The organism is Aurantimonas sp. E1-2-R+4, assembly GCF_036549515.1.
Lineage (GTDB): Bacteria > Pseudomonadota > Alphaproteobacteria > Rhizobiales > Rhizobiaceae > Aurantimonas > Aurantimonas coralicida_A.
In genome coordinates this window covers 25,442-38,177 of sequence record NZ_JAZHLK010000037.1, presented here as the reverse complement: position 1 = coordinate 38,177, position 12,736 = coordinate 25,442, and the positions used below count along the sequence as shown (strand labels likewise).

At 64.2% G+C, this 12,736-nt stretch carries 14 protein-coding genes; 5 read left to right on the top strand and 9 right to left on the bottom strand.

Going from position 1 to position 12,736, the window contains the following annotated elements; all coding sequences use genetic code 11:
- Together VQ045_RS15930 and trxC are read right to left on the bottom strand one after the other, a co-directional pair.
- The coding region (locus tag VQ045_RS15930) for a DnaJ domain-containing protein (protein ID WP_331830798.1) at positions 1-371 on the bottom strand (371 nt) is incomplete at its 3' end.
- 100 nt (positions 372-471) lie between these two features.
- Positions 472-918 (bottom strand): thioredoxin TrxC, encoded by a 447-nt coding sequence (trxC, locus tag VQ045_RS15925; RefSeq protein ID WP_331830797.1) that lies wholly within the window; start codon positions 916-918, stop codon positions 472-474.
- A 254-nt stretch (positions 919-1,172) separates the two neighbouring features.
- On the opposite strand from trxC, the gene VQ045_RS15920 reads away from it, so the two are divergent.
- Positions 1,173-1,577 carry a baeRF12 domain-containing protein gene (locus VQ045_RS15920; protein ID WP_331830796.1) on the top strand — a complete coding sequence of 135 codons (405 nt, stop codon included), beginning with the start codon at positions 1,173-1,175 and terminating at the stop codon, positions 1,575-1,577.
- Positions 1,578-1,613: 36 nt separating this feature from the next.
- On the opposite strand, the gene VQ045_RS15915 is transcribed toward VQ045_RS15920, so the two are convergent.
- A complete protein-coding gene (locus VQ045_RS15915) occupies positions 1,614-1,757 on the bottom strand; it encodes a hypothetical protein (RefSeq protein WP_327649228.1) in 144 nt (47 codons plus the stop codon).
- 45 nt (positions 1,758-1,802) lie between these two features.
- On the opposite strand from VQ045_RS15915, the gene VQ045_RS15910 reads away from it, so the two are divergent.
- The 3 genes from VQ045_RS15910 to prs all read left to right on the top strand — a co-directional run bounded on the left by VQ045_RS15910 (position 1,803) and on the right by prs (position 5,638).
- Positions 1,803-2,447 carry a universal stress protein gene (locus VQ045_RS15910; protein ID WP_442879885.1) on the top strand — a complete coding sequence of 215 codons (645 nt, stop codon included), beginning with the start codon at positions 1,803-1,805 and terminating at the stop codon, positions 2,445-2,447.
- Positions 2,448-2,565: 118 nt separating this feature from the next.
- Positions 2,566-4,008: a phospholipase D-like domain-containing protein gene (locus tag VQ045_RS15900; protein ID WP_331830795.1), complete on the top strand. Its 1,443-nt coding sequence runs from the start codon at positions 2,566-2,568 to the stop codon at positions 4,006-4,008.
- Between the two features lie 115 nt (positions 4,009-4,123).
- On the top strand, positions 4,124-5,638 hold the full coding sequence (gene prs / locus VQ045_RS15895) for a ribose-phosphate diphosphokinase (RefSeq protein WP_327649236.1): 1,515 nt from the start codon (positions 4,124-4,126) through the stop codon (positions 5,636-5,638).
- 48 nt (positions 5,639-5,686) lie between these two features.
- On the opposite strand, the gene VQ045_RS15890 is transcribed toward prs, so the two are convergent.
- The 5 genes from VQ045_RS15890 to VQ045_RS15870 all read right to left on the bottom strand — a co-directional run bounded on the left by VQ045_RS15890 (position 5,687) and on the right by VQ045_RS15870 (position 10,767).
- Positions 5,687-6,127 (bottom strand): host attachment protein, encoded by a 441-nt coding sequence (locus tag VQ045_RS15890; RefSeq protein ID WP_327649238.1) that lies wholly within the window; start codon positions 6,125-6,127, stop codon positions 5,687-5,689.
- Between the two features lie 156 nt (positions 6,128-6,283).
- Entirely contained in the window at positions 6,284-7,336 is a 1,053-nt protein-coding gene (locus tag VQ045_RS15885; protein WP_327649239.1) for a hypothetical protein, read from the bottom strand.
- A gap of 74 nt (positions 7,337-7,410) precedes the next feature.
- Positions 7,411-7,842 (bottom strand): DUF2267 domain-containing protein, encoded by a 432-nt coding sequence (locus VQ045_RS15880; RefSeq protein WP_327649240.1) that lies wholly within the window; start codon positions 7,840-7,842, stop codon positions 7,411-7,413.
- 71 nt (positions 7,843-7,913) lie between these two features.
- Positions 7,914-10,304: a phosphoenolpyruvate synthase gene (gene ppsA, locus VQ045_RS15875; RefSeq protein ID WP_327649242.1), complete on the bottom strand. Its 2,391-nt coding sequence runs from the start codon at positions 10,302-10,304 to the stop codon at positions 7,914-7,916.
- A 43-nt stretch (positions 10,305-10,347) separates the two neighbouring features.
- A complete protein-coding gene (locus VQ045_RS15870) occupies positions 10,348-10,767 on the bottom strand; it encodes a hypothetical protein (protein ID WP_327649244.1) in 420 nt (139 codons plus the stop codon).
- A 329-nt stretch (positions 10,768-11,096) separates the two neighbouring features.
- Between VQ045_RS15870 and VQ045_RS15865 the strand changes: the two genes are divergently transcribed.
- Entirely contained in the window at positions 11,097-12,068 is a 972-nt protein-coding gene (locus VQ045_RS15865) for a metallophosphoesterase (protein WP_331830794.1), read from the top strand.
- Here the strand turns inward: VQ045_RS15865 and VQ045_RS15860 are convergent.
- The gene (locus VQ045_RS15860; protein WP_331830793.1) at positions 12,062-12,664 is read right to left on the bottom strand and encodes a CDP-archaeol synthase; all 603 of its coding nucleotides are present in this window, start codon (positions 12,662-12,664) and stop codon (positions 12,062-12,064) included. The genes VQ045_RS15865 and VQ045_RS15860 overlap by 7 nt on opposite strands.
- Positions 12,665-12,736 lie beyond the last annotated feature (72 nt).

Sequence of the window (12,736 nt, the reverse complement as noted above, 5' to 3'; positions counted from 1 at the left end):
GTGCCCTGGGCTCGTCGTCCTCCGCCTGAAAACGCGCGGGACAGAAACGCCTCCAGATCTTCATTGCTCGAAAAACCGTCCTGTGCGGCGTGCGAAGCGTAGGCGGGGCCGTCGGCGAAATCGCGATAGAACCGCTCATGCGGGCGCTCGGCTCCGCTGGCGTCGATTTCGCCCGCATCGAAGCGCCGGCGTTTTTCCGGGTCCTTGAGCAGGTCGTTCGCCGCCGAAAGGTCCTTGAACTTGCTCTCAGCCTCCTTGTCGCCCGGATGCAGGTCGGGATGGTGCTTGCGCGCCAGTTTCTTGAATGCGGCCTTGATCTCCTTGCTGGTCGCGGAGCGGGCGACGCCGAGGGTCTCATAAGGGTCCTTCATGTCACTGATTTCCTACCAACCATGCCTCGAATGCCCGTGTTCTTTATCGGTACTGCGCAACGCTCCGACGCCTCTGTTGCGGCGCCGATGGAGGGCAGGCTCAAGCCGCCGCAGTCGGCAACTTGTCACGCACCCATTGCACGATCTGATTGGTCGACATCGCACCCGAGGTTCGGGCCGCCTCCCGCCCATCGAGGAACAGGATCATCGTCGGGATGCCGCGAATGCCGAGGCGAGAGGCGGCCCCCTGTTCGGCTTCCGAATTGAGCTTGATCATGCGGACCTCCGGCTCCAACGCGCGCGCCGCGGCCTCATAGGCCGGCGCCATCGCCAGACATGGTCCGCACCAGGGGGCCCAGACATCGACGAGAATCGGCACCGTGCCGCGCGCGATCTGGCGGTCGAAGTTCTCCGCGGCGACATCCTCGGGATGGCCGGCGAACAGCTTCGCTCCGCATTTCCCACATCTGGCGCCGCTGGCCGATCGCGACGGTGGCAAGCGGTTGACGCCGCCGCACTTGCTGCAAACCACACGAGTCTCGGTCATTCCGCTCTTCCTCCGCCCGGTCGGGTACGACAACTGGCTGCGTCCGACGGCATGTTTCCATCACCATCCTCCTCGCGCCCAGACCCGAAGCGGCCGACACCACCACAGAACGGCAGCGACTCCGCGCGGCCTGCACCCTCGTCATGATGCACATTGTCCCGATCGATTGTTTGACCTTGCGCAAGTCGCGACGGAGTTCGCTGTGGTCTGATCGTCGGCAATGGCGCCCAACCCCAATCAGGAGTCACGACCCAATGATCCTGCCGAATGATACACTCGTAGCGGTCGCCGACGGCGCGACCCTCAAACTGTTCCGGAACAGAGGTGTCGAGCCCCATATCGACCTCGTGGCCGTCGACGATCCGAAGGTCGCGGCGACCAACCCCCGGTCGGGCGCCCGACACAGGAATGCCTCGGCCAATCCGGACTCCCACCGCAGTGCAGAGGATGGTTTCGCGGCGGCCAGCGCCGGTTATCTGAACCGTTTGGCGATCGCCGGCGAACTCGGCCCGGTCTTTGTCATGGCCGACCCTAGGACATTGGGGGAATTGCGACGGAATTTTCACCCTCGGTTGCAGGCGAAGATTGTCGGCGAGTTGGCGAAGGATCTCACCGATCATTCGATCCACGATATCTCAACGGCCCTACACAATGCGTGAACCGGTCGGCAGCCGCGACAAGCGGGTCGCCCGGGCTCAGGCCAATATCGCGGAGGCTGCGGCCGGCGGCACCTTGGCAACGCCGTCGGCGTAGGCCTCGAAAGCCGCGCGGTTGAGCGCGTGGACTCCGGTGAAAACCGGTTTCGCGGTGCACAGCGTGTTGTAGGATGAGTCTGCCAACCCCGATGGCCGAGCCGCGCAGCTGAATCCAGGACAGGGTATCCGTTGAACTCAATCCTCCACGATCGTCTGAACACCGCCCTGCTGACCGTTGCATTCCTCGGCCTCGTCGGGGGGCTCGGCCTGACATTTGCCGATCTGCCGCAACTAGCGGATACGATCTGGGCGGCGGGTGTCCTGCCGGTCCTCGCCGCCTTGGTCGTGGAGATCGTCCGGAGTCTGCGGCAAGGCGAGGTCGGGTTGGACATCGTCGCCGCACTGTCGATGTCGGCGGCACTGCTGTTTGGCGAGACGCTCGCGGCGGCGGTCGTGGCGCTGATGTATTCGGGGGGAACCTTCCTTGAAAGCTTCGCCGAGGGTCGCGCCCGACGAGAGATGAGCGATCTTCTCTCTCGTGTGCCTCGCACCGCGACGCGCCACCGCAACGGCACGCTCGACGACGTGCCCTTGGATGACGTCGAGCCTGGCGATCTTCTGCTGATCCGGCATCGGGTCAAGGCCCGCGCGGAAGTGCGCGCGCAACGAGAGGCATCCGTGGCCGATGAACTCATCCTGATTGCCGAACAGAACGGTGCCGACCTCATTGTCGGGGGTGGATATGGCCATGCTCGCTTGCGAGAATGGGTCTTTGGCGGTGTAACCCACGACCTGCTGCGTCGCTGCCCGATATGCTGCCTCCTATCCCATTGAGCAAATCCGCCGGTCGTCGAACTGCCTCGCAGGTGGCGACCAACCGCACTCGGTCGCGCCGGTCGCCGGCTCGGGCCTGCCGCGTAGGGCGGCGCGATCTATCAGGCGCTGGACACACATGACCTGGAAGAGCTCCATCCTGCGGGAGTGCGACACGTGCTGGCGGATCGAAGCTGCGACCAAGGTGGCGCTACTCGCCGACGGCTGGGCATACCTGCCGGCCATGCGCGCCGCCATGGAGCGGGCCGAGCATTCCATTCTACTGGTCGGATGGGACTTCGACGCACGCGTGCCTTTTGGGCCCCCAACCGCCGAGGACCGGCATGCCGAACCGTTCTGCGATCTGATGGCGCGCCTGTTGGCGCACAACCCCTCTCTGACGGTTCACATACTGATCTGGGAGATGGCGATAGGTTACAGCATCCAGCGCCGGGACAGTCCCCGGCACGCGGCGCGATGGCTGCCCCGAGATCGTCTGGAATATCGGCTGGATGGCCGCCATCCGGTGGGCGCTTCGCACCATCAGAAAATCCTGGTTGTCGATGATACCGTGGCGTTTTGCGGCGGCTCGGATTTCACGCGCAATCGCTGGGATACATCCCTGCATCTGCCGGCCGACAGTCGCCGCCGCACACTCGACGGGAGCATTTACAAGCCCCGACATGAGGTGATGCTCGCCGTCGCGGGACCAGCGGCGGCAGCCCTCGGCGAACTGGCGAGACGACGCTGGCATCGCGCCACCGGTGTTCAACTTCCGCGGCCAATCCCTGCAACGCCCGCCTGGCCCAAAGATCTCGTATCCGACATGAGCGATGTCAGAGTAGGGATCGCTCGAACCGAGCCCGCCGACAGGCGGGCGACCGCCGTCAGGGAGGTGGAAGCCCTCTATCTCGCCGCGATCGCTGCCGCCAGACACTGGATCTACCTGGAGAATCAGTATGTCACCTCGCCGGTTATCGCCGACGCCTTGGCGCAACGTCTCGGCGAGCGCGACGGTCCGGAAATCATCATCGTCTGCCCGGGTCGAAGCGTTGGGACCTTCGAGCGTTTTGTCATGGACCGCCCGCGAATCCCTCTGATTCACTTGCTCCGTTCAAGGGATGTCAACCAACGGTTGCGGGTCTTCGCTCCCATGGCCGCAATCGATCTGCCGATCACGGTGCATTCCAAGCTGATGGTGGTCGACGACCGTCTTTTGAGGGTCGGATCTGCAAATTTGAACAATCGGTCGCTCGGCCTCGATACGGAATGTGACGTGGCGATCGAAGCCGGAGCGGATGATCTGGCGGCAAGACAGCGAATACTCGCCTTGCTGAGTCGCCTTGTGGGCGAGCATGTCGGCAGTCCGGCCGAGGTCTTTGCCGCCGTGTTGGAGCGATCGGGCAGTCTCATCGCGACGATCACTCTGCTCAACCAAGTCGAGGGGAGGCACCTCGAGCCGTTCCCGGCGCCGCGGCCGGGCTGGCTCGATCGTTGGCTTGGGCGGACGCATTTCTTTGATCCGTTCGACACGGCCGACAATTGGCGGCCATGGCGTCGCCTCCAGGGCCGACGACGCTGATCGGCGGGATGTGGCCTGTGTCAGGCCCAGCGTTTGACCGAAATCAATGCCTGCGCCGCTCGATGGGGTGAGCTTGCTTGCATGCTCATCGAAAGTGAGGAGGGGACCGAAGCCGGTGACGACACTCGTGCAGACATCCTATCCACTTCGACGGTTGTTTCGCCGGCTCGACTTCGCCCCCGCGCCGAGGGACGATTCCCTGGGGCACCTCCTCGCGGTCTGGCAAGCGCGACGAGATGAGTTGATTTTTCCGTCGAAAAGCGGTCTCGACATCGAGAGTCTCGATCCGCAAGGCAAGTTTGCCTTCGTATATGGCGTGGCGGAGAAGGGGCGGAATTATACGCTTCGTTCCGGCGCCAGATCGGTGGATGCGGTGCTCGGGCATTGCGAGGTCGGGGCAAGCTTATCCGACGCGCCACGCCGTCGCGGGGCGGTGCGGCTAAGGCGTTTGTTCGACGCCGTCCGGGAGGCAGGCGAACCCTTGCTTGCGGAGTTTACGCTCGACGAGGCCGGCAGCGAGGCGGAGGCGGTCGAGATGTTGCTGGCGCCGCTCTCCGAGGACGGCCGTACCGTCGACGCGATTGTCGGCGGGCTGTCGCTTCGCGCGATCGAAACGGACGCGCTGAGCCCGAAACGACGTGCCGTGGCACGCCCGGACGGTCCGATGCTGTTCGCGCTCGGCTCCAGCGCATCCTTCGGGCAGCGTGTCGCCCGACATCTCGGCATCATGCTTGCGGCTCACGAGGAACGTTTTTTCGAGGACGGCGAGCACAAGGCCCGTCCGCTCGTGAGCATTCGTGACCGCGATGTTTATGTCATCGACAGCCTCACCGGCGATCTGCGGCACACGAGCAATGACAAGCTGTGCCGGATGCTCTTCTTCATCGGCACCCTCAAGGATTCCGGTGCTGGCCGTGTCACCGCCGTGGTTCCTTATCTCTGCTATGCCCGCAAGGACCGGCGGACCAAGACCCGCGACCCGGTCACGACCCGCTATGTCGCACAACTGTTCGAGGCTGTCGGGACGGATCGCCTGATGAACATGGAGATTCATAATCTCGCCGCCTTCCAGAACGCTTTCCGCTGCCCGACGGTCCATCTCGACGCCAACAGCGCCTTCATCAGCCATTTCGCGGCAAAGATCGGGGATGTGCCGGTTGCGGTCGTCTCGCCCGATCTCGGCGGCGCCAAGCGGGCGGAGATCTTTCGCGAGCGGTTGGAAACGATGCTCGGCCGTCCGGTCGCGAAAGGCTTCATGGACAAGCAGCGCAGTGGTGGTGTCGTGACGGGGGAGCTATTCGCGGGCGATGTCGACGGCCGCATGGTGATCGTGGTCGACGATCTGATCAGCACCGGGACCACGATGGCGCGGGTCGCGGCGGTCTGCCGTGCCAAAGGCGCGACGAAGGTTTCGGTCGTGGTGACCCATGGCCTGTTCACCGGTGGCGCTGATACACTCTGGAGCGAGGCGGCGATCGATGAAGTCGTGATCACGGACACCGTGCCGCTCCCCGCGCTCGACGCTGCGGCGGTCGCAAACCGCCTGGTCGTGCTGGAGACGGCGGACATTTTCGCCGATGCGATCGTAGCGTGTCGTGGCGCGGACTCCAGCCTTCACCGTCGGCGCTGAGGCGTCAGGACGACCACGTCCGGAGCGGAGAATGCCGGCGTGCGGGCCTCAGCTCAGATGACGCTGGATTTCGCCGACCGGGTGCTTCGTGAGGTCCTTGTCGATCTCGGCCACGATCAGCTTGCGGACCGCGTCGGTGAAACATTCTCGCAAAGTCGCCAGCGTCTTCGGCGGCGCCACGATGATCAGCGCCTTCAAGTCTTCCCGCGCGCGGAGCCGGTCGATCTCCTCGGCCACTTCGGATGCGAATGCCGCTTCGGCCGCGGCATGCCAGTCGGTCTGCCCGACGGCGCTGCGCCGTCCCTGGGTCTGCGTTCTGCCGGGCTCGTCGCTTCCCTGCTCGCCGGTGGGCGGATTGTCCGGCGCTTCGAGAACATGCTCGACCGTTAGATTGGAATTGAACGGGCCGCCTTCGTTTATGAGCACGAGGGCCTTGCGCCCGTCGGCGACGAGGACCCGCGCATGGTGCGGGATCTTGACCGTGGTCATGGCGATTACACTTCCTGCGTTCGATGTCCGAGATCAGAGGATAGCCGCATTGGCGACGCCCGGCTTTGACAAGGATCATGTCCGCTCGCTCCCATGGGGCGAGACCCGACTGATTCGCTCCTTGCCCCCGGGCCGCCTGCCGAAAGCGCGGCCTGGCTATCGCAGGGCCTCCTCCGCCAGGGCGAGGTATCGGCTCGCGAGCGGTTCCCACTTGGCTGGCTCTCTTGGTGCGGCGTCGAGAAGATGGGCGAGGGAAAGCCGTACGCGCAACATCGCGCGAAACGCGGTGTAGAACGCGATCAGTCGCGGCGGCGGGCGATCGCCGAGTTGGTCCGCTACCGCCGCGACAAGGGTCGGGCCGATGGCGGGCGCGCTCAGTATTCGGCATTCCAGGCCGAGAAAGGCCAACTCGTCGAACGGATCGACGAGGCGCAATTCTCGGCTGAATTCGAGGCAATCGAAGATCACGATCGGATCGGTCAGGCAGATGTGCTCCGGTCGCAGGTCACCGTGCCCCTCGACGATGCGGCCGGTCCGCGCCCGCTCCTCGATCAGCGGGCGGTCTTCCGCCATTCTCTGGTCGAGCAGGTCCAGCACTGTCGGAAGGCGCGTGTGATCCACCGCGAAGGCGCGCCGCGTCAGGATCGCCCGGTTTTCCGCCTGCTGCGCCATGAGACGGTCGACATAGGCAGTCGGATCGACGGCCGGATGGTCGGCTGCACGGTAGAACCGCGCCAGGAGAGCCGCGATCTGATCTGTCTCGGCCGCGCCGATTCGGTCTTCTTGAAGCATCCGGTCGAACATGCGGTCCGCCGGCAGACGTCGCATGACCACCAGCCAGTCTACGATGGATCCGCTGCCGCCGAGCGCCAGCGCGCCGGCGTCGTCCTCGGTAAGGGGAACGGTTCCCAGATAGGTCTGCGGCGCCAGCCGCCGGTTGAGACGGACTTCCTCGCGGCAATTCTCTTCGCGGGCCGCCAATGTGGTGAAATCCAGGAACGGGAAGCGGACCGGCTTCTTCAGCTTGTAGACGAGGTCGCCGGCTAGAAAAACCCAGGACATGTGGGTCTCCGTAACGAGGACATCGGCTGGGGCATGATCGTAGGCGGCCGGCTCGCTGAGGAACCGGACCTTGGCTTCGATGGCGCGAGTGTCGGCGCCATCGGGCGGCGACGCGGGGATTTCAGCGGATGTCGGGTCGCTCGGCATGGGACGCACCGAACCAGATATGGGCCGAGATGTCATCGACGCTGCCCGACGCGGCGATCGCGGCCGGCCATGCTTCAGCGGGTTGGCCAGAGTTCCCGCAGAGCCTTGCGCATGGAATTGCGAACCTGCGTGATCTCGCCTTCGGAGATATGCCGGTCGAGCAGCCTGAAAACCGCGGCGATGGCTTCCTCCGTGTCATCGAACGGATCATCGCGGAGATCGTTCTCGACGCGGGCGACGAAATCCTCTTTCGTCCGGTTCCAGGCCGGGGTCGCCGAGGGCTGCCAACCCTCGAAGAAGATGCCGCGAATGAGGACGGGCAACTGCGCCGACAGATCCGCGGCTTCCTCGACCGAAATCGCGTCGCGCAGAGCGTGGAGCACCGATCGAAGCAGTCGCAGGGCGTGACGCTCGAGGCCTTCGTTCAAATCGTCGGCGAGTTCGTTGACCCATTGTTGCGCCTGCTGCGCCCCATGGGAGAAGGCGGGGATTGCGCTATCGTTCATGATCCTGTCCTCCGCACGACAATTCCGATCGCCTTTTATGGGCGCGTCCGCCAAATCCGCATTGCGCCAGATCAAACCGCCGGTCTGCTGCCTTCGGCTCGTGCGACATGCGCCTTGACCGCGGCGAAGCTGTCCGGGCTGATCGAGATCGAGTCGATGCCGCACTCGACGAGGAAGGCGGCGAAGGCGGGATTGTCGCTCGGGGCCTGACCGCAGAGGCCGACTTTCGCGCCGGCCTCGCGGGCCGCGTCGATCATGCTGCGGATCATCCATTTCACCGCCGCGTCCTCCTCATCGAACAATTCGGCCAGAAGGCTGGAATCGCGGTCGACGCCGAGCGTCAGCTGGGTCAGGTCGTTGGAGCCGATGGAGAAGCCGTCGAAGCGTTCGGCAAAACCGCGCGCGAGGATGACGTTGGAGGGGATCTCGCACATGACATAGACCTGAAGCCCGTCCTGGCCGCGCTTCAGCCCATTCTCCGCCATGACATCAAGCACCCGGTCGGCCTCGCCGAGCGTGCGGCAGAACGGGATCATGACGATGACATTGGCAAAGCCCATCTCCTCGCGCAGTCGCCGGATCGCACGACACTCCAATGCGAAGCCTTCCCGGTAACGTGGCGAGTAGTAGCGCGAGGCGCCGCGAAATCCGAGCATCGGATTCGCCTCCTCGGGCTCGAAGCCCTGTCCGCCAACGAGATGGGCGTATTCGTTGGTCTTGAAGTCGCTCATCCGCACGATGCAGGGATGGGGGTGCGCGACGGCGGCGATGCGCGCCAGCCCTTCGGCCAGCCTGTCGACGAAGAAAGCCGGCTTGTCCGCGTAGCCGCGCGTGATGGCCTCGATCTCGGTCCGGACGGCCGCATCGGTGATCGCCGCGAAATTGACCAGAGCCATCGGGTGGATCTTGATGGCGTTGTTGATGACGAACTCCATGCGGGCAAGGCCGACGCCGTCGGCCGGCAGCCGCCACCAGCGCGCGGCGGCGGCCGGATTGGCGAGATTCAGCATGATCTCGGTTCGCGTGGATGGCGCCTCGCCGGGATCGCTTTCCTCGACCGTGATGTCCGCGTCGCCTTCATAGACGAAGCCTTGGTCGCCCTCCGCGCAGGACACCGTGATTGCCTGCTCGTCATGCAGCAGCTGTGTCGCGTCGCCCGTGCCGACGATGGCCGGCAGGCCGAGTTCGCGGCTGACGATGGCCGCATGCGAAGTGCGCCCGCCATGATCGGTGACGATCGCGCTCGCGCGTTTCATGATCGGCACCCAATCTGGATCGGTGGTTTCCGTCACCAATATGGCGCCGTCCACGAAGCGGTCGATTTCGTCCGGAGTGCGGATCATGCAAACCGGCCCCGAAACGATCGCCTGTCCGATCGACAGGCCGGTGCAGAGCGTCCGGCCATGGGCGCCGAGCCGGTAGCTCTTATGCACACCGGCGGTTCGCTGCGACTGCACGGTTTCGGGTCGCGCCTGGACGATGAAGAGCGACCCGTCGCGGCCGTCTTTCGCCCATTCGATATCCATTGGACAGCCATAATGCCCTTCGATCGTCTTCGCCCATCGGGCCAGCGCGAGGATATCGTCATCACTCAGCACCAGGCTTTGCCGCTCGATCAGCGAGGTGGGCACGTTTTTCACCGGTCGCTCACCGCCCTTGGCGTAGATCATCTTGATCTGCTTGGCGCCGAGCGTTTTCTGTATGATCGGCGTGAGTTGCGGATTGTCGAGGAACGGCTTGAAGACCTGGTATTCGTCGGGATCGACGGCGCCCTGCACGACGTTTTCGCCGAGGCCCCAGGCCGCATTGATGATCACCACACGGTCGAAGCCGGTTTCGGTGTCGATGGAGAACATTACGCCCGAACTGCCGAGGTCGGAGCGCACCATCCGCTGAACGCCCACGGACAGCGCGAGCTTCATGTGATCGAAGCCCTTCGCCTGACGATAGCTGATGGCGCGGTCGGTGAAGAGCGAGGCATAGCAACGCCGGCAGGCGTCCAGCACCTTCGCCGGACCCGCGACGTTCAAAAAGGTCTCCTGCTGCCCGGCGAAGCTCGCATCCGGCAGGTCCTCGGCGGTGGCGCTGGAGCGGACGGCGACGTCGACATCGTCGACGTCGGAGCGGCGCGACAGTTCCTCGTACGCCTTCGTGATCGCCGCGGCGGATTCGTCCGGCCAGTCGCCGCGCAGGAATGCCGCCCGAATGGTTCGGCCGGCCTCGGCGAGCGTGATCTTGCGGGCGACCTGTTGCGCGAGCGTATCGCCAATGATCGCCGCGATTCCGTTTGCCGCGACGAAACGTCTGAACATCTCGGCTGTCGTGGCAAATCCAGGGGGAACCGCCACACCCGCGGGGGTGAGCTTCTGGACCATCTCCCCCAGAGAGGCGTTCTTGCCGCCGACTTTGGCGACGTCGACACGCACGATTTCCTCGAACCAGAGTATGTCGCTCTTGGGCATTGTACACCAATCCTGCATCGTCTCCGATGCGGCTTTTCAAGTTCTAGTGGAAGCCGATTTCAACGCCACCGACCAACTGCAGAACGGCCGCCGAAATGGCGATGGCGGGCGAGACTCCGCGCCCGGCGGCTATCGTCTGATCGTCGTCCTGAGACTCGTTTTCCCGCAGGACACAGCTCCATTGAGAGCCGGGACGCGTGCCGCCTCGCAACGTGATAGCCCAGCCGGGCAAAGCCTTCGCCACAAGGGCTAGCGCGCCATCCGTCGACGCGAGGGCATCGCGGGAGTCGGCGGGCTCGGCCACCGCGGGCACGTGCTCCTCGAGCGCGCGGCGAATGTTCGTTACCAGTTCCAGATCCACCTCGTGGGTTGTCGCACAGCGGATCAGCAGACTTTTCAGATCTATCTCGGCCATAGCGAGCGGCCCCTTCCATCGATGATCAAAGATGTTGCCGAGCCTCATCGCCGGTCACGTTGATTCCGCGTGACGGGAGAGCGGTGGACCGAGCCGTTATGTCCGCACCTGTTCTCCCGAAGACCGACACGTACAAGTGTGCGGTGTTTTCGCTGTCTGCGGACGGACCGCACCGAACGCGCTACCGACACAACGACATCGACCAGACCGCCGCATTGACGCGGATCAATGTCGAAGCCGTATCTTCGCCGGCACGTTGCATATCCCGCCGGGCGCGCGCGGCCTGGGGTGCGGAACATGCTTCGGTCTCTCCGGATCGATACGGGCTCAGGGTGAGGAAAATTCCTCAAGGCGTAGCAGGAAAGAAGGCGGGCACAGTGAGATCACCGGATCTGACGCAGGAAGAGCGGGACGCACTCGCTTTGCTGGAGGCGCGAATCGGACATCTGCATGTCCGACAGCGGCTCGGCCTGGAGAAAGACTACGAGGTCCACGTCTTCCGAAGGGGCACGCATTTCTTCCACATCGAAAACTGGTATTCGATCCACGGGCTGATCCGCGGCGGGCTCAAGCTCGTCGGCCTGCATCGACGCGGCCAGCGCAACGCCCACAGGATCCAGGTCCGCCACAACGATGTGCTACTGGCAGGATTGCCTGCGGCGTTCGACGGTTACACCATCCTGCAACTCTCCGATCTGCACTTCGGGATGAGCTCAGGTTTTCTCGGGTCACTCCTGGAGGTGCTCGCGCCGCTTCGTTACGATCTCTGCGTCGTCACAGGCGACTATCGCGCGCTCACCTTCGGCCCCTGGGAGGCCGCGGTCGATGGCCTCTGCGATTTGCGACCGCATCTATCAGGGCCGGTCTATGCGATCCTTGGAAACCACGACACCATCCGCATGGTGCCGGCGATGGAGGCGGCGGGCTATGGCCTGCTCCTCAACGAGTGGGTTCGATTATCGCGCGAAGGCGAGACGGTGTATCTCGCCGGCATCGATGACGCGCATTTCTACCGGCTCGAAAACTATCATCGCGCCGCTCACGACATTCCGCATAACGCCGTTTCCATTCTCTTATCGCATACGCCCGAGGCCTATCGACACGCCGCCCATGCCGGGTTCGATCTCATGCTGTGCGGCCACACCCACGGCGGACAGATCTGCCTCCCGGGCGGCATTCCCATCCTGACCGATGCGGACAGTCCGCGGGCCATGGCCAAGGGATCGTGGCGCTGGCACGACATGGCCGGTTACACATCGGCGGGGGCAGGCACATCGATCGTGGATGTGCGGCTGAACTGTCCGCCGGAGGTTACCCTGCATCGGCTGCGGCGGGCGTCGCCTCAATAAGGCCGGTCTCGAATTCTGAGCCGGTACAGCAGGACGGAAAGCAACATTTCGAGGAGGACGAACGCGGCGGTCAGGAGCACAATATCGGCAGTGCCCAGATTCAGTTGAGCCTGGAGAACGAGGAGGGGCAGCAAGGACTCCGGAATTTGATCGAGCCCGAACGCCCGCGCATGCACCGCGAGCCCCAGCCGTCGCTTGCAGAAGCTGGCGAAAAGATCGCCCGTCAGCGCCAATGCGGCGAGTATCGCGCCGAGCCTCCAGCCCAAGCCGAGAAGGCTGGCCGCCAGGCCGGCGGCCAGGGTCGAGGCGACGATACCGCGCATGGTCTTTGCCGCGCCAAACAGGCGGCGCCCGTCGAAGAACGTCAAACCGCCATCAAGTGGCCACGCCAGCCGGTTCGCCAGAAGCCTGGTCGCGAGGATCGGAACGCCGTTGGCGACGAGGAGAAGGGCAAGAATTCGAGCAAGCAGAAATGGGTCGGCTATCGTCGGAGATCCTTTGGTCAGCGAAGGCAGCAGTTGGTTCGGCGGCGAACCGGCATTGCGCAACGGCCAAGCATTCCGGTTAGCGCGAACGGTGTCATTGATCCCGCGCAAAGGGTTCGCCGACCGCTGCTTAGACCATCGCTCGGAGTCGAGGAGCTGGTTGACGGACGTCAATGCCGCTTA